The organism is Paracoccus sp. (in: a-proteobacteria) (genome assembly GCF_047605025.1).
In the GTDB taxonomy this organism is placed as follows: Bacteria; Pseudomonadota; Alphaproteobacteria; order Rhodobacterales; family Rhodobacteraceae; genus Paracoccus.
Genome location: NZ_JASGGO010000001.1, coordinates 208,950 through 225,537 on the forward strand (window position 1 = coordinate 208,950; position 16,588 = coordinate 225,537).

Here is a 16,588-nt window from a genome sequence, read left to right on the forward strand (position 1 = left end):
ATGTGATGGCGGTAAGCAGTCTCGGCCAAGGTTGGGCGGGCCGCGGCCCGGCATATGGGACAACGGAGAGACGAGGCGACATGCGGATCCTCTTGACGAATGACGATGGCATCAATGCGCCGGGCCTTGAGGCACTGACCCATATCGCCCATGAACTTGCCGGCCCCCAGGGCGAGGTCTGGACCGTCGCCCCCGCCTTCGAGCAGTCGGGCGTCGGCCATTGCATCAGCTATGTCCATCCGACCCTGATCGCCGAACTGGGACCGCGCCGTTTCGCCGCCGAGGGTTCGCCCGCCGATTGCGTGCTGGCGGCCCTGGCCGACGTGATGCGCGACGCGCCGCCGGATCTGGTCCTGTCGGGGGTCAATCGCGGCAACAACTCGGGCGAGAACGTGATGTATTCCGGCACGATCGGCGGCGCGATGGAAGCGGCGCTGCAAGGGCTGCCGGCCATCGCGCTTTCGCAATACATGGGGGCGGGAACCTCGGGGTTGAAGGATCCGTTCGAGGCCGCGCGGGTGCATGCGCCCCGGCTGATCCGGCAGCTTCTGGACCAGGGCGACTGGAATGCGGACGCGGATTTCCGGCTGTTCTACAACCTGAACTTTCCGCCCTGCGACGCGGCCTCGGTCAAGGGCGTGCGGGTCGCGGCGCAGGGCCGCCGGCGCGGCACCCGCTTCGAGGCCGAGCCGTATCACGCCCCGAACGGGCGCCGCTTCCTGTGGATCCTGGGCGGCTCGCAGGTCGCCGAGGCGACGCCGGGAAGCGATGTCGATGCCAATATGCGGGGCTATGTCTCGATCACGCCGATGCGGCCGGACCTGACCTGCCATGCCAGTCTGGACGCGCTGCGCGTGCTGGAGGACGGCTGACATATGAGCGACGAGCGGCCCGATCAAGATCCCGATCATGAGGCTGCCGAGCGCAAGATGCGTTTCCTGTTCGCGCTGCGCCAGCGCGGTGTGACGGATCCGCGCGTGCTGCACGCGATGGAGCGGATCGACCGGGGCGCCTTCGTGCGCGGGCTGTTCCAGGAGCGCGCCTATGAGGACACGCCCCTGCCGATCCCCTGCGGCCAGACGATCAGCCAGCCCTCGGTCGTGGCGATGATGACCCAGGCATTGCAGGTCGGGCCGCGCGACAAGGTGCTGGAGGTGGGCACCGGCTCGGGCTATCAGGCGGCGGTGCTGTCGCTGCTGTGCCGGCGGGTCTATACGGTGGACCGCCACCGCCGCCTGGTCCAGGGCGCCGAAGAGGTGTTCCGCCTGTTGGATTTGCCCAATATCACTGCTATTGTCGCGGACGGTTCGCGCGGGCTGGCCGAGCAGGCGCCCTTTGATCGCATCATGGTGACCGCCGCGGCCGAAGACCCGCCGGGGCCGCTCTTGGCCCAGTTGAAGATCGGCGGTATCATGGTCGTCCCCGTCGGCCAGTCGGATGCGGTGCAGACGCTGATCCGGGTCCGTCGGGGCGAGGCGGGCTTTGAATATGACGAATTGCGGCAGGTGCGCTTCGTGCCGCTGGTCGAGGGGTTGGGACCAACATGATCCCCGGCGACGCAGAGTGAGGGAACGGGCAAGATGACGAATTTCATTCGGCTGGCATGGGCCGCCGGGACCTTGGCCGTGCTGGCCGGTTGCAATCCGCAGGGCGGGCTGAACCTGAACAGCCTGGACCCGGACCTGCGCGGCTGGGGTCGTGGGGGCCTGGATACCGCGCCCGCCGCCGCCGCCGCCGCCGCGCGTCCGGCGCCCGACAGCCGGGGGGTGATCAGCTATCCCGGCTATCAGGTGGCGATCGCGCGGCCGGGGGATACGATGGCGACCATCGCCGCGCGCCTTGGCCTGAATGCCGGGACGCTGGCCAGCTATAATGCGATCGATCCGGCAACGCCCTTGAACCCCGGCGCGGTCGTCGCCCTGCCCAGCCGCGTTGCTTCGGGCAGCCCGGTCGCGGCCGGGCCGGGTCCGGCGGCGGGCGCGGTGTCCTCGACCGGGGCGGTGACCGATCCCTTCGCGGCCCAGGGCATGAAAAAGCCGAACGTTCCGCCGCCCGCCGCCAGCGGCAAGGTGGCCTCCAGCACGCTTCCCGCCGCCAGCCAGCCACGCCAGCATGTGGTTGCCGCCGGGGAAACCGCCTGGTCCATCGCGCGCAAATACGGCGTTTCGGTCAATGATCTGGCATCCTGGAACGGGCTGAGCGGCAATATGGCGGTGCGCAACGGCCAGCGCCTGCTGATCCCGGTCGCGGGCCAAAGTCGCAGTTCCGCGACGGTCGTGACCGCCCCCGGTATGGGAAGCCCGACGCCGCGTCCGCCTTCGGCGGCCGAGCCGCTGCCGCGCGAAACCACCCGGCCCGCCAGCGCGCCGGTCAGCAAGCCCGCGGGTCCCGATCTGGGCCGGACGCGCACGGCGGCCTCGGGCAATGGTAGCCTGCGCATGCCGGTCAACGGCTCGATCATCCGCACCTATCAGAAGGGCAAGAATGACGGCATCGACATTTCGGCTCCGCCCGGCAGCCAGGTTTCGGCCGCCGGCAGCGGGACCGTCGCCGCGATCACCCGCGATGTGGACCAGGTGCCGATCATCGTGGTGCGCCACGACAACAACCTGATGACCGTCTATGCCGGGCTGGACGATGTGGCCGTCCAGAAGGGACAGAAGGTCGGCGCGGGAACCACCTTGGGCAAGGCCCGCAATCAGGGCGTCGTCCATTTCGAGGTGCGCCAGGGCTTCGACAGCGTAGATCCCGAGAAATACCTCAACTAAAGCGTCCCGGCCTGTTCCTGGATCGCCTGGGTGCTGACCCTGATCCCACCTTCGTTTGAGGGGGCGGCTGTGATCAACACCCGACCGCCGGCGTTTCGGAGACGGTTTCGGCGATTGATCCATAAGGGCCTGATCAGCCGGGTGGTGAAGTTGCAGCCGAAACTTTCGCCCGCGATCAGGGCGCGTCGGGGCGGGCGCAACTTTCGCCGTTCCTTCCCGGGAATCATGGCCCCTTCCGGCCCGATGACCGGCGCGCTTTGGGCAGCACGGTTTTCTTCAATCGCGACTGGTTGCGGTGGCGCGGCGGCAAGGGCGCAGCCGACACCAGTTTCAGGGCCAGCCCGAGCCGGGCAGCTGACCCGCCGAAGCAGCGATGCAACCGATGGCCGGATGGGTGGCGGCCACGCCCAAGCAATGGGATGGCCTTTCCGGGCAGGGTTGTCCAGTCGGGTGCGGTTGGCCCAAGCGGCGCAGTCCCACCCGGCGGCGCTGTCCCACCTAAGTGGCGCAGTCCCACCCAGACGGCACTGTCCTACCCGACGGGCGCCGTTCTCCTCCAATGGGTGCCGCTTAACCCAACAGGCGCGTTTTTCCGCGAAGGCCGTGGAAACAGGATGCGCCCGATTCGTCTTGCGCCTGACAGGGGCGGGGAGGCGCGGCTTTTTCGGACCCGAAAGAGGGCGTGGTCCATGTGGGTCGTGACGGGGCCGGGATGGGTCAGGATTCGGCGCAGATCTCGCGGATGACGGCCTCGACTTCCTGGCGGATCATCTGGCACATGTTCCGGCTTAGGCGCTGGCCCAGTTCGCCATGCAGCTCCTGCTGGATCGCGTCGCGGATCAGCACCCGCAGGGTCGCATCCTTGGCCACGCCTCCGATCTCGCCGAACAGGTTCGGCGCGGCGCCGCCGGCGGCGGTCATGCCGCCAAGACCGATCGCCCGAGCCGAGGGGCGAAGCGCCGCGATATCCTCGATGCGTCCCATATCCGTCATCCGCATGTCTTGTGCCATCACTTCTTTCTCAACGGGGAGCGTGCCCTGGGGCGCCGTCACCTTTTCGGCGGTTCTGGACGCCTCGGCGGGGCGAGAGGCGATCATCTTGGCCAGCGCCGCCTCGGCCTCGGCGAATTCCGTCTCTTCCTCGGGGCTGAGCAGCGTTTCGTCCGAAGAAGGCGTGGCTCGGTCTTGCAGGGCTTCGGGAGAGTTGAACCAGACCTCGGCCGTAGTGGAAGGCCAAATCGCGGGCTGCGGCGCTGGATCGATTGCCGGCGGCTGAGCGGGTGCCTGCCGCGCGCCCTCCCGTTCGACGATGCCCAGGGACGGGGCATTGGCCGGATGCGGGCAGGGAATGTCGTGCGCGGCCGGTTCGGCGACGGGCATCGGGATGATGGGGGCCACCGCGTCGATCAGGTCTTCGCGGCCCAGCAACAGCGGCGCGTGGCTGTGGTCGCCGGGCGAGAGGACCTGCTGTGCCCCGGCGCGGGGCTGCGCCTCGGCCATGCCGCCTTCGCCGGGCAGCCGTGCCTGATCCTGGGAAATCAGCTTGCGGATCGAGCTAAGCACGTTGCCCGCGCTTTCCGCAGGCGCCTGCCGGTCCTGTTGCCAGATACGTTCATGCTGCATGACGGCCCCCCGGAATGGCGGGGCACAGGCGGTCAGTCCTTGCCGATCGCGCGTAGCACGCGGTCCAGGCTTTTGCCTTGTCTGCTGGTGAAGGGTGCGTCCTGCACCGAATTGTAATAGGCTGATGGGTCATAGGTGGGAATCCCAAGTTTCAGGTTTTCTACCGTCAACAAACCCATAGCCGAGAGAAGTTGATAATGTGCTAATTGCAGATTGGCTTCCGCCGTAATCTTGTTCGCCCGCGCCTCAAGCAGCGATTGCTCTGCGTCCAGAACGTCCAGGGTGGTGCGCGCGCCCAGCGTCGCCTCTTCGCGGACGCCGTTATAAGCCTGTTGCGCGGCGGTGATCTGCTGGTCGATGGCGCGAATCTGCGCGCGGGCCACGTCGATCTGCGCCCAGGCCGTGCCCACCGACTGATCCACCTGGCGCGAAACATTCACCAGCTCCGCGCGGGCCGAATCACGCTGTGCCATGGCCTTGCGATGCGCGGCGGGCAGGCGGCCGCCCGAATAGATCGTCTGCGACATGCTGAGCGAGACCGAGCCGGAATCGGTCGTCACGGGAATCCCCCCGGTGCTGATCGTCTTGTTACGCGCCCTGGCCAGCCCGGCCGAGGCGGTCAATTCGGGATTACGCTCGGCCGCGGCGGCTGCCACGCCCAGTTCGTCGGCGGCCGCCTGACGCTGGGCTTGCTGGACCAGCGGATGCATGCGGCGGCCGATATCGCGGGCCGCGCCCAGATTCGCCGGCTGCTTGGGCGAGGAGGGCGGCGGAGCAAGCTTGCCCGGCAGCTTGCCGGTCAGGGCGCGGTAATTTTCGCGCGCGATTTCCAGATCGCCCTGGGCGGTGGCCAGATCGGCCCGCGCGGCGGCCAGCGCGGCATCGGCCTGCGACACGTCCGTCTGCGTGATCTCACCCACTTCGAATCGGTCGGTGGCGGCGTTCTTTTCCTGTCCGATGACGCGGACCGAATTCGATTGCAGATCCACCTGCTCGCTGGCGCTGCGAACATTCAGATAAGCCTCGACCGCGCCCAGCAGCACGTCCTGTTCGACCCCGACCAGGGCGGCGCGGGTGGCCAGCACGGTCTCCTTGGCGATGTCGATGGCGATGGCGTTGCGGCCCCAGTCGTAAAGCGTCAGCGAGGCTTCCAGCGCGATGCTGCGGGAATTGGCGTCGAAACCTTCGATGTTCTGGTAGGTGTATTCCGCGACCCATTGCACCACCGGGCGCAGCGCGGCGATGGCCGAGGCGGCATCCTCGTCGGCGGCGCGCAGCACGGCGCGGTTCTGGTCCAGAAGCGCCGAATGACGATAGGCCGCGACCATAGCGTCGGCCAGGGTTTCGGCGGCGGCAGGCAGGGCGGTAACGCCGGCCACGAGCGCCGCAGCCAGCGGTCGCCGCAATGTCTTCAGCGTCTTGCTCAGCATGGGCCGTCCTTTTTTCCTGCGCTACAGCGTAAAGCCGCGCTCTGCCTCGAAGCCCCTCAGCAGGGGGGCGCCGGCATTGAAGCCGAAGCGCCAGTTGATCCGTCCGTCCAGTTTGCGGCCGATGCGGACCACGCCTAGATTTCCTTCGCGGAACAAAGCGATGACGCGGCCACCGTCGCGAAGCTGGTCGGCCAGGGCGGTGGGCATGACCTCGATCGCGCCCTCGATCAGCATGGCGTCATAGGGGCCTTGGGCGGCGCAGCCCTGCGACAGCGGCCCCGGCACGACGACCGCGTTGAAGACATCCTGCGCGCTCAGCCGGGCCTGGGCCTCGGCGGCCATGATCTCGTCTTCCTCGACCGAGACGACGGCCTCGGCGATGCGGGCCATGACGGCGGCGGTATAGCCGTAGCCGCAGCCGACATGCAGCGCCAGGTCGCCGGTCTGAAGGTCCAGCATCTCCATCATCTTGCCCAGGGTGCGCGGCTCAAGCAGGACGCGGCCGGGGCCGAGCGGCAGGTTTTCCCCGGCATAGGCGACATCGCGGCGCGTGTCGGGCACGAACTGCTCGCGCGGGACGTGAAGCATCGCGTCGATGACGGGATAGGAAGTCACATCGTTTGGACGAACCTGGGTGTCGACCATCATGGTGCGGCGCTGCGCGAAATCGATCATCTAGCGAACCCTGCTTGCCTTGGCTGTGAAATCCTATTGCCACGAAAATCCGGGGTGGGCAACGTCGCGCGGATCGCTTGCCGCAGCGCTGTGTCTATGTCATCCCTGTGCGCATGAGCGCCTTCGTCCTTGCCCCGCCCGTCATCCCGTCCCTGGGTGTCCACAATAGCCGGTCCCGCTTTCCGGTGAACCGAATCTTCTGTGTCGGGCGCAATTATGCGGCGCATGCGGCGGAAATGGGCAGTGAGGTGGACCGCGAGGCGCCGTTCTATTTCCTGAAATCGCCCCATGCCGTGGTGGAATCGGGGCCGGAATCGGCGGCGGTGCTGGCCTATCCACCGGGCACCTCGGACCTGCATCACGAAATCGAGATGGTCGTGGCCATCGGCCTGGCTGGATTTCGTATCGCACCGGGGGACGCGCTGGCCCATGTTTGGGGCTATGGCTCGGGTCTGGACATGACGCGGCGCGATCTTCAGGCCAAGGCCAAGGCGAAGGGCCGTCCCTGGGATCTGGCCAAGAACTTCGAGGGCGCGGCGGTGCTGTCGGATCTGCAACCGGCGCAGGGACCGCTGGGCGAGCGGGCGATCCGGCTGCGCGTCAACGGCGCGCTGCGGCAAGAGGCGGTGCTTTCGGACATGGTGTGGTCGGTCCCGGAACTGGTGGCGGACCTGTCGAAATTCTATCACCTTGCGCCCGGCGACCTGATCATGACCGGCACCCCTGCGGGCGTGGGCGCGGTGGTCGCGGGCGACCGGCTTGAAGGCGGGGTCGAGGGATTGCCGCAGATCAGGTTGGACCTGGCTCCGGCGCAATAGACTTCAGGCCGGATCGCGCCATTCCATCACCATCTGGGTCTGGGTCACGATGGCCGCGACCTTGCCGTCGCCTCGGGTGATCGTGGTCTGCCAGACCATCGTGGTGCGACCCTTGTGCAGCGGCACACATAGGCCATGCGCGGTATCGCCGACGCGAATCGGGCGCAGGAAATTCGTCTTGCTCTCGATGGTCGTGGTGGCCTGGCCGGGTTTCAGGTTGATCAGCGCCGCCGTGCCGCCCAGATTGTCGGCAAAACCCAGTATCGCGCCGCCATGAAGCACGCCGTTGCGGTTCGAAAGCTGCTCGGTGGCGGGCATTTCGGCGCGCAATTCGTCGGGCTGGGTCGAGACCATGCGAAAACCCAGCAGCAGCGAGAAGTTCGCGGGGCGGGGAAAGGCGGTATCATCGGCGGGGTTTTCGGTCATCGTGATCCTCCTGTCGCGATGCTGCGATGCGGCAGGGCGAAGGTCAAGATCGCGACCGGGGTCAGGCTTGCAGGGCGTGCCGCGTCTCAGGGATCTGACCGCCCGCCACCTGTTGCGGCGGCGCTGCGGTCGCCCCCGACGACAGCCAGCGCAGCGCGAATTTCAGCTTGTCGCGGGTCGTGTCGGTCAGCACGAACGGATAGACATCGGGATTGTCCAGCGCGCGGTTGATTTCGTTCACCGCAAGCGCCACGGCGATGGCCGCGTCCAGCAGGTGGTCGCCATCCGCATCGGCATAGGCGTCGTAACCCGGCGCGGGGATGCCCTCTCCGTTCAGGCCGGTCGCCATCAGGCTGTCGGTCATATCCACCAGATGCAGGATATGGGCCGAGGTCTCGGCCCAGTCCTCATGCGGGTGCATGGTGGCATATTCGCTGATATACTGGTCGCCCGGATCCCTGGGATTGGCGTAATGCGCGGTCAGGGCGGCGCCGTAATCGGCGCGCTCGTCGCCGAAGCGGGCGCGGAACGCGTCGACGAAGCCGGGCAGGGGCGCCAGCCGCTCGAACAGGAAATGCGCGATCTCGTGGCGCATATGGCCGATCATCGAGCGGTAAAGCTCGCCCAGTTGCTGCTGGCGCTCGACGCGGACGGCGGCGTCGGCCTCGACCACGTTGATGGTGATCACGCCGTCGGCATGACCCATCGTCACGTCCACCTCGTGCTGGCCGGCGCGCTCCGAGAGCATCTCGAAGATCGGGCGGTCGCCCCGGTCGGCATCGGTGAACCAGCGCCAGCGGGCAAGGTTCGCCAGCACCCAGCGCTTTGCCGCCTCGCTGCGAATCAGCAGATCCGTATTGCCCTCGACCGAGATGTCGGGAATCGTGGTGGTCATGGCGCAGGATCGGCATAGGCCGCTGCCCTCCTGGGCCATCCAGTTGCAGCCGATCTCGGCCTGTTTCGCGCAGGGCGCGCCGTTGGCGGCGAAACGGCCCGCCTGGGCGTCGAAAACAAGTGGCGTTCCACAGGAGCAGAAGGTGTTATGAAAGTAAACACGATGTCCACAGTTCGGGCATTCGAGGCGCTGCATAAGAAGGGCTCTTCGTTGATGGTCGGTATTCGCGCATCGGCCCCGTGCGGAGCCGGGGGGTCTGCGGCATGGGTTGGTCTGCTTACTTGGTGAGAACGGTCATGGTCCCACGCACAAACCTGCCAGACGGCGAAACGGTTCCCAGCCTGGGACAGGGGACCTGGATGATGGCCGAAAAGGGCGACCGCGCGGCCGAGCTGACCGCGCTGCGGCGCGGGCTGGACCTGGGCATGAGCCTGATCGACACGGCCGAGATGTATGGCGAGGGCGCGGCCGAGGAACTGGTCGCCGAAGCCGTCTCCGGGCGCCGGAGCGAGGTCTTTCTGGTCAGCAAGGTCTATCCCTGGAACGCCTCTGCGGTCGAACTGCCCCGCGCCTGCGCGCGCAGCCTGCGCCGGCTTTCGACCGACCGGATCGACCTTTACCTTTTGCACTGGCGCGGCGACGTGCCCCTGGCCGAGACCGTCGAGGCGATGGAGCGGCTGCGCGACGCGGGCCATATCCGCCATTGGGGGGTCAGCAATTTCTCGACCGCCGATATGGAGGAATTGCTTGCCGCCGGCGGCTGGCGCTGCGCGGCGAACCAGGTGCTTTACAACCTGACGCGGCGCGGGCCGGAATGGGACCTGCTGCCCTGGCTTGCCGCGCGGGGCATTCCCGCCATGGCCTATAGCCCGGTCGAGCAGGGGCGGCTGGCGGTGCGGCCCGAACTGTTTGCCCTGGGCGCCAAGGTGGGCCTGACCCCCGCGCAGCTTGCCCTGGCCTGGGCGCTGAACCGTCAGGGCATGATCGCGATCCCCAAGGCCGCGACGCCCGACCATGTGACCCAGAACCTGCGCGCGGTCGAGATGGGGCTGACCCCCGAAGTGGTCGCCGAGCTTGATCAGATCTTTCCTCCGCCCCTGGCCGCCCGCCCGCTTGAGACGATCTGATCGGCGGTGCCATTGACGCGGCCCGTTCCAGCGGGTTCTGTGGCGCGTCAAGGCAATGGCCCCTGGGGCCAAGGACGGAGACCTGGAATGCTCAAGGGTATCAATCCCCATATCTCGCCCGAGCTGCTTTATGTCATGGCGCAGATGGGACATGGCGACGATCTGGCCATCGTGGACGCGAACTTCCCCGCCCATGCGCTGGCCAGGCATCTGCCTCATGGCCGGGTGCTGACCATGGGCGCGCGGCTGGCGGCGACGACGCGGGCGGTGCTGACGCTGTTCCCGCTGGACGATTTCGTTCCGGCGGCGGCGACCTCGATGCAGGTGGTGGGCGATCCCGATGCCGTGCCCGATCCGATCCGCGAGATCATTCCGCTGGTCGAGGCAGCCGGCTCGGGTCTGCAATCGATCGACCGCTTCGGCTTTTACGAGTTGACCCGCAACAGTTTCGCCGTGCTGCAAACGGTCGATACGCGGCTTTACAGCAATTTGATCCTGAAGAAGGGCGTGATCTCGCCTGCGCGTGGGGCGATTCCGGGCTAGGCGGGCGGCACCAGCGGGTCAGGCCCTCGCGGCACATGGGCGGTTCCCAAGCCTTGCCTTGCCGCGTTCCTTCCGCGCTGCCGGTGCTCGGGCGCGTGTTCTTCGGGCGGTGGCGTCGCGTTGGCCGGCGGGTATCGTCCTAAGCGCCGATCCGCCAGAAGCCGGAGAGGGGCCGCCGTCATGGGCCGGTGCCCGGCCAGGCCGCGCCGGACATGGGGCACCGGCTTATGGCCGTCCCGCGCAAGCGAAGCCAGGCAAGAAGGTTCGTTTATCCTCCGCTTCTCGGCTGCGTCAGTTTGCGCAGGGCGACGTAAAAGCCCGGCACCATGAATATCCCCAGGAACGTGGCCGCGATCATCCCCCCCATGACCCCGATCCCGATCGAGTTCTGCGCCCCCGCCCCGGCGCCCTTGGCGATGGCCAGCGGCAGCACCCCCAGGATGAAGGCCAGCGAGGTCATCAGGATCGGGCGCAGCCTCTGGCGGGCGGCCTGGGCCGCCGCCTCGGTCGCGCTGCGCCCGGCTTCTTGCAGGTCGCGGGCGAATTCCACGATCAGGATGGCGTTCTTGGCGGCAAGACCGATGGTCGTCAGGATCCCCACCTTGAAATAGACATCGTTCGACTGCCCGAAGGCCAGCGCCGCCACGACCGCGCCCAGGATGCCCACCGGCGCCGCCAGCAGAACCGAGAAGGGGATCGACCAGCTTTCGTAAAGCGCCGCCAGCGACAGGAATACCACCAGCGCCGAGACCGCGAACAGGAAGGGGGCCTGATTGCCGGCCTGCCGCTCTTGATAGGAAAGCTCGGTCCAGGCCATGCCATAACCGCCGGGCAGTTGTGCCACGATCTCCTCTATGGCGTCCATCGCGCTGCCCGAACTGGCATCGGCGCCCGGCTGGCCGGTGATCTCGATGGCGTCGATGCTGTCGATGCGGGACAGGCGCGGCTCGACCGGCTCCCAGCGGATGGACATGAAGGCGCTGAAGGGAACCATTTCGCCGGTGGCATTGCGGGCATACCAGCGATCTATGTCCTCGGGCTGCATGCGGCTGGCGGCGCCGCTTTGCACGATCACCGGGCGAAGCTGGGCACCCAGCGCGAAATCGTTGACCTCGGTGCCGGCGAAGATCGTGGACAGCATCGAGTTCACCGCCGGCACCGAGACGCCCAGGCTTTCCGCCTTCTGCTGGTCGATGTCGATGCGCAGCGCCGCCTGGTCCTCGGAGCCGCCGCTTTGCGTGTTGCGCAGCCGCGCGTCACGGCCGGCCAGTTCCTCCAATTGCCGCGCCGCCTCGGTCAGCGCCTGCGCGCCATGACCGGACTGGTCGACCAGATACATCGTGAAGCCCGAGGAATTGCCCAGGCGCGGAATCGCCGGCGGCTGGCTGAAGATGATGCGCCCCGCGCGATGCCCGGCAAAGCGCGCATTGGCCCGGTCCATCACGGCGCCCGCCGAAAGCGCCGGATCGCCGCGCTGGTCAAAGGGCTTCAGCCGCACATAGACCGTGGCCTGGTTCTGCGCCGTGCTCGACCCGCCGAAACCAAGCGCCACGAAGACGGATCCGACGGCCTCGCTTTCCTCGGTCAGCATGTAATCCTCGATCTCGCGGACGACGGCGGCGGTCTGCTGCGCGGTCGAGCCTTCGGTCAGCGCGATCCGCGATTGCAGCACGCCCTGATCCTCGGTCGGGATGAAGGTCGAGGTCATGCGCCCGAAAAGATCCGCCGCTCCCCAGGCGATGGCCCCCAGCACCAGCATGACCAGCAAGGGCCGCCGCAGGGTGCGCCGCACGGTCGCGGTATAGCCCTCGGTCATCCGCTGCAATCCAAGGTCGAACCAGCGCGCGGGCGCAAAACGCGGCGCGCCATGGCCGGGGCGCAGCAGGCTTGCGCACATCGCGGGCGTCAGGATCAGCGCGACCAGCAGCGAAAGCACCATCGCCGTGATGATCGTGACCGAGAATTGCCGATAGATCACCCCGGTCGAGCCGGGCATGAACCCCATGGGCAGGAACACCGCCGACAGGACCAGCGCGATGCCGACCAGCGCGCCGCTGATCTGGCCCATGCTCTTCTCGGTCGCCTCGACGGGGCCAAGCCCGTCCTCGGCCATCACGCGCTCGACATTCTCGACCACCACGATGGCGTCGTCCACCAGCAGCCCGATGGCCAGCACCATGGCGAACATGGTGAGCGTGTTGATCGAATATCCCAGTGCCCCCAACATGCCGAAGGTGCCCAGAAGCACGACCGGAATCGCGATCAGGGGGATCAGCGTCGCGCGCCAGTTCTGCAAAAAGATCAGGATGACCAGGAAGACCAGCGCCACAGCCTCAAGCAGGGTGTGATAGACCTTCTGGATCGACAGTTCCACGAAGGGCGCGGTGTCGTAGGCGACTTGCAGATCGACCCCCTCGGGCAGCGCGCTTTTCAACCGCTCCAGCGTCGCGCGCACGCCATTGGCGGTCTCGACCGCGTTGGCGCCGCTTGCCAGGTTCACCGAGAACCCCGAGGCGTTCAGCCCGTTGAAACGCGAATCGCGGCCATAGGTGACCTGCCCGATCTCGACCTCGGCCACGTCGCCCAGGCGCACCGAGGCTCCGTCCTCGCCCGTCTTCAGCAGGATGTTGCGGAAATCCTCGACCGAGGTAAGCTGGCTTTGCGCCGTGATCGTCGCGGTGAACTGCTGGCCCGGCAGAACCGGCTGCTCGCCCAGGCTGCCCACGGAAACGGTGCTGTTCTGCTGCGCCACCGCCTGGGTGATGTCGGTGGGCGTCAACTGGAACTGCGCCAGCCGCAGCGGGTCCATCCAGATCCGCATCGCATAGCCCGAGCCGAAGACGTTGATGTCGCCCACCCCCTCGGTCCGGCGCACCGGCCCCTCGACCACCTGCTCCAGCAGGTTGCCAAGCTGGATCGTCGAATGCTGCCCCGTGGCCGAGACCAGCGCCCCCACCATCAGCGTCGAGGTCGAACTGCGCGTCACCCGCACGCCCTGGCTCTGCACCGGCGTCGGCAGCCGCCGCTCGACCGAGCGGACGCGGGTCTGGACCTCGTTCAACGCCTCGATCGGGTCCACGCTGTCACCAAAGGTCAGCACGATGGCGCTGCGCCCCTGCGAGGAAATCGAGGTCGAATAAAGCAGCCCGTCCAACCCCGTCAGCTCGTCCTCGATGGGGGCCGTGACCGAGTTCTGCACCGCCCGCGCGGTGGCGCCGCCATATTGCGCGACGATGCGGATCGTGGTCGGCGCGATGTCGGGATATTGCGAGACCGGCAGGCCCAGAAGCGACCAGCCGCCCGCCAGCATGGTGACGATGGCCAGGACCCAGGCAAAGACCGGGCGGTGGATGAAGAAGCGCGCCATCACTTCGTCCCCGGTGCCGCATCGGTCCCGGCCGGGGCGATCTCGCGCACCACGCCCTGGGCGTCCAATTCGACGGCAACGGTGACGATCTCGGCCCCGGCGCGCAGGTTGTCCAGCCCGTCCAGGATCAGTTGCTCGCCCGGATTGATGCCCTGGCTGACGATCCAGTTGTTGCGATAGCTGCCCTGTTCGCTCAGCGTGACCTCCTGCGCCCGGCCGTCGCGGGCGACGAAAGCCGTCAACGTCCCGTCCGAGGCCCGGCTGGTCGCGCGCTGCGGCACCAGGACGGCCCGCGTCATGCCGCGCGTCATCTCGACCCGCAGGAACTGGCCGGGCAGGATCAGCCGTTCGGGATTGTCGAACCGCAAGCGGATCGGCACGGTGCCGGTGGTGGCGGAAACCGCGATGCCGGGACTGACGATCCGGCCCAGGCCGTGATATTCCTCGCCCGTTTCCAGGGTCAGGCGGGTCTGGATCCCGCCGCTCTGGATCAACTGTCCGGCGCTGATCCGGGCGCGGTTGCGCAAGATCCGGGCCGAGCTTTCCGAGACATCGACATAGATCGGATCAAGCTGGGTGATCGTGGTCAGCGCCTCGGCCTGATTGGCGGTGACCAGATCGCCGACCGAGACCTGGGGCACGTCGGCCATCCCGTCCAGCGGGCTCACGATCTCGGTCCGGTCCAGCGACAGCCGCGCCGCGTCGCGCTCGGCCCTGGCCGAGGCCAGGGCCGCCTCGGCCTGCTTCAATGCCACCTCCGCATTGGCCCGGTCCACCGCCGACACGCCCGAGCCTTCCAGCCGGCGATACCGGGTCACGGTGTTTTGCGCCTGGGTCAGGCTGGCCTCGGCCCCCGCCACGCCCGCCTCTGCGGCGGCAAGGGCCGCGGCCAGCGTCTCGGGATCCAGACGGAACAGCACATCCCCGGCGCGCACCGGCTGGCCCGGATCATAAAGGATGGCCAGGATCTCGCCGCCGACCTGGGGCCGGATCGCGGTCTGCTGAAAGGCGATGGCCCGGCCGGGCAGGGTGGCGGTATAGGGCACGTCGGCCTCGGTCATGGTCATCACGCCGACCTGGCGCGGCCCCTGCGGCGCCCTGCGCTCCTGTGCCGTCGCGGCCCCGGAAAACACCAGGCCAAGCCAAAGCAGCAGCGCTGCCTGGAAAAGCTGGCCTCTGGCTGATCGCATATGCCTGTCCTTGCCGTTCGTTTTCGCCCTTTCTAGGGACAAAATCCCAATGGCAGGTAAACGCCCGCCCGGGATCACAGGATCGCAAGGGGCGCGCGGCCCGGCCTCTTCTTCGTTTTCCAAATACCCGGCGACCGTGCCCGGGGGCGCCCAGTTCGGGTTTTCAACGCCCACGGGCACCCGGCGCCGCGCGTATGGATCGGAACGCGCAAGGATCAGAAATCGATGCAAAGACCCTTCTTCTCGTAATCCCCGTAGCGCACCGGCTCGGGGCCGTCGCGCCCGCCCAGTTCCACCGGCAGCGCCGCCGGGGGCGTGCGTCGCCGTTCCTCGGCCTCGGCCAGCGCGCGCTGCGCGGCGGGGGGCAAATCCTTCCGGTCGGTCATGGCGGTTTTCCCTGCATCAGGCTACACCCGCCCAATCTTAAGGATGAGAGCAGACGTGAACAAGCCGCGCGACCGAGACCGCCAAACGCCCCGCATGGATGCCCGCGCCGCCGCCCTGCGCCTTCTGGCCGCGGTCGAGCAGGGCGCGACGCTGGACGAAGCCGCCGATCCGCTCCAGTCCCTGACCCCCTCGGACCGCGCCCGCGCGCTGCGTCTGGCGCGTGAGGTGCTGCGCCGCATCGGCCGGGCGGACGCGGCCCTTGCCCCTTTCCTCGTCCGCCGTCCCCGGCCCGAGATCCTGCGCATCCTGCGCCTCGCCACCACCGAATTGCTGGCGCTGGGCGAGGCGCCGCATGGCGTCGTCAACGCGGCGGTCGGGCTGTGCCGGGGTGCGGGCGGCAAGGGGCAGGCCGCCTCGGGCATGGTCAATGCGGTGCTGCGCAAGGTGGCGGCGACGGGCGGCGATGGCTGGAATGCTCTGCCGCCCCAGCGCCTGCCCGACTGGCTGCGCCAGCCGCTTGTGCAAAGCTATGGCCCCCGGATCACCCAGGTCATCGAGGCCGCGCATGAGGCCGGCGCACCCCTCGACCTGACCCCGAGGACCCCGCGCGACGACCTGCCCGGAGAGGCCCTGCCCACCGGCTCGCGCCGCCTGCCTTCGGGCACCCAGGTCAGCGCGCTGCCGGGCTATGCAAGCGGCGACTGGTGGGTGCAGGACGCGGCGGCGGCGCTGGCGGTGCGGGTGCTTGATCCCCAGCCGGGCGAGGCCATTGCCGATCTTTGCGCTGCGCCGGGCGGCAAGACGCTGCAACTGGCCGCCGCCGGGGCCGAGGTGACGGCGATCGACATCTCGGACGCGCGGCTTCAGCGCGTGGCGCAGAACCTGGACCGCTGCGGACTGCGCGCCCGCCTGATCGCCGCCGACGCGCTGGCATGGCGGCCCGACGCGCCGCTGGACGCGGTGCTGCTGGATGCGCCCTGCTCGGCCACCGGCACCATCCGCCGCCACCCCGAACTGTCGCTGATCCGCGACGGCGGGGGGCTTGCCGAACTGCTGTCGCTGCAAGCGCGGCTGATCGACCATGCGCTGGACCTGCTGCGGCCGGGCGGGCGATTGGTCTATGCCACCTGCTCGCTTCTGCCGGACGAAGGCGAGGCGCAGCTTGCGGCCGCCCTGGCCCGCCATGCCGGCATCCGGGCGGAACCCGCCATCGCGCCCGGCGTGGACCCGGCCTGGCTGACCGGCGACGGCGGGTTGCGCCTGCGCCCGGACCTGTGGCCGGAACGCGGCGGCATGGACGGGTTCTTCATCGTCCGCTTGCGGAAAACCGCTTGACGGA

The 16,588-nt window shown here is 68.1% G+C and carries 15 protein-coding genes; 7 read left to right on the forward strand and 8 right to left on the reverse strand.

Translation table 11 applies throughout. The features are described 5' to 3' along the window. Positions 1-80: 80 nt before the first annotated feature. Genes surE through QM682_RS00965 form a run of 3 tightly spaced genes read left to right on the forward strand, consistent with a single transcriptional unit; the run spans position 81 to position 2,768 of the window. On the forward strand, positions 81-872 hold the full coding sequence (surE, locus tag QM682_RS00955) for a 5'/3'-nucleotidase SurE (protein WP_415126164.1): 792 nt from the start codon (positions 81-83) through the stop codon (positions 870-872). Between the two features lie 3 nt (positions 873-875). Further along, the gene (locus tag QM682_RS00960) at positions 876-1,547 is read left to right on the forward strand and encodes a protein-L-isoaspartate(D-aspartate) O-methyltransferase (protein WP_415126166.1); all 672 of its coding nucleotides are present in this window, start codon (positions 876-878) and stop codon (positions 1,545-1,547) included. 33 nt (positions 1,548-1,580) lie between these two features. Next, entirely contained in the window at positions 1,581-2,768 is a 1,188-nt protein-coding gene (locus QM682_RS00965; RefSeq protein WP_415126168.1) for a LysM peptidoglycan-binding domain-containing protein, read from the forward strand. Positions 2,769-3,485: 717 nt separating this feature from the next. Here the strand turns inward: QM682_RS00965 and QM682_RS00970 are convergent. Genes QM682_RS00970 through QM682_RS00980 form a run of 3 tightly spaced genes read right to left on the reverse strand, consistent with a single transcriptional unit; the run spans position 3,486 to position 6,496 of the window. Then, a complete protein-coding gene (locus QM682_RS00970) occupies positions 3,486-4,391 on the reverse strand; it encodes a hypothetical protein (protein WP_415126170.1) in 906 nt (301 codons plus the stop codon). Positions 4,392-4,423: 32 nt separating this feature from the next. Beyond that, the gene (locus tag QM682_RS00975; RefSeq protein WP_415126172.1) at positions 4,424-5,821 is read right to left on the reverse strand and encodes a TolC family outer membrane protein; all 1,398 of its coding nucleotides are present in this window, start codon (positions 5,819-5,821) and stop codon (positions 4,424-4,426) included. A 21-nt stretch (positions 5,822-5,842) separates the two neighbouring features. After that, on the reverse strand, positions 5,843-6,496 hold the full coding sequence (locus tag QM682_RS00980; protein WP_415126174.1) for a protein-L-isoaspartate O-methyltransferase family protein: 654 nt from the start codon (positions 6,494-6,496) through the stop codon (positions 5,843-5,845). Positions 6,497-6,609: 113 nt separating this feature from the next. Here QM682_RS00980 and QM682_RS00985 point away from each other — a divergent pair, with 113 nt between their 5' ends. Continuing rightward, the gene (locus tag QM682_RS00985) at positions 6,610-7,314 is read left to right on the forward strand and encodes a fumarylacetoacetate hydrolase family protein (RefSeq protein ID WP_415126176.1); all 705 of its coding nucleotides are present in this window, start codon (positions 6,610-6,612) and stop codon (positions 7,312-7,314) included. Positions 7,315-7,317: 3 nt separating this feature from the next. Here the strand turns inward: QM682_RS00985 and QM682_RS00990 are convergent, their stop codons facing one another. Together QM682_RS00990 and QM682_RS00995 are read right to left on the reverse strand one after the other, a co-directional pair. Then, positions 7,318-7,740, reverse strand: a complete 423-nt coding sequence (locus QM682_RS00990; RefSeq protein ID WP_415126178.1) for a PaaI family thioesterase — start codon at positions 7,738-7,740, stop codon at positions 7,318-7,320. A 61-nt stretch (positions 7,741-7,801) separates the two neighbouring features. Beyond that, on the reverse strand, positions 7,802-8,635 hold the full coding sequence (locus tag QM682_RS00995; protein ID WP_415126180.1) for a putative zinc-binding metallopeptidase: 834 nt from the start codon (positions 8,633-8,635) through the stop codon (positions 7,802-7,804). 296 nt (positions 8,636-8,931) lie between these two features. Between QM682_RS00995 and QM682_RS01000 the strand changes: the two genes are divergently transcribed. Both QM682_RS01000 and QM682_RS01005 read left to right on the forward strand, forming a co-directional pair. Beyond that, positions 8,932-9,762: an aldo/keto reductase gene (locus tag QM682_RS01000; protein WP_415126182.1), complete on the forward strand. Its 831-nt coding sequence runs from the start codon at positions 8,932-8,934 to the stop codon at positions 9,760-9,762. Between the two features lie 87 nt (positions 9,763-9,849). Then, positions 9,850-10,305 (forward strand): RbsD/FucU family protein, encoded by a 456-nt coding sequence (locus QM682_RS01005; protein WP_415126184.1) that lies wholly within the window; start codon positions 9,850-9,852, stop codon positions 10,303-10,305. A 268-nt stretch (positions 10,306-10,573) separates the two neighbouring features. Here the strand turns inward: QM682_RS01005 and QM682_RS01010 are convergent, their stop codons facing one another. The 3 genes from QM682_RS01010 to QM682_RS01020 form a co-directional block, all read right to left on the reverse strand. Then, on the reverse strand, positions 10,574-13,672 hold the full coding sequence (locus QM682_RS01010) for an efflux RND transporter permease subunit (protein ID WP_415126186.1): 3,099 nt from the start codon (positions 13,670-13,672) through the stop codon (positions 10,574-10,576). Further along, entirely contained in the window at positions 13,672-14,862 is a 1,191-nt protein-coding gene (locus QM682_RS01015; RefSeq protein ID WP_415126188.1) for an efflux RND transporter periplasmic adaptor subunit, read from the reverse strand. Before QM682_RS01015 ends, QM682_RS01010 begins: the two co-directional genes overlap by 1 nt. Positions 14,863-15,077: 215 nt before the next feature. Next, positions 15,078-15,248: a DUF1674 domain-containing protein gene (locus tag QM682_RS01020; RefSeq protein ID WP_415126190.1), complete on the reverse strand. Its 171-nt coding sequence runs from the start codon at positions 15,246-15,248 to the stop codon at positions 15,078-15,080. A gap of 43 nt (positions 15,249-15,291) precedes the next feature. Between QM682_RS01020 and QM682_RS01025 the strand changes: the two genes are divergently transcribed. Beyond that, positions 15,292-16,584 carry an RsmB/NOP family class I SAM-dependent RNA methyltransferase gene (locus QM682_RS01025; protein WP_415126192.1) on the forward strand — a complete coding sequence of 431 codons (1,293 nt, stop codon included), beginning with the start codon at positions 15,292-15,294 and terminating at the stop codon, positions 16,582-16,584. Positions 16,585-16,588: the final 4 nt, after the last annotated feature.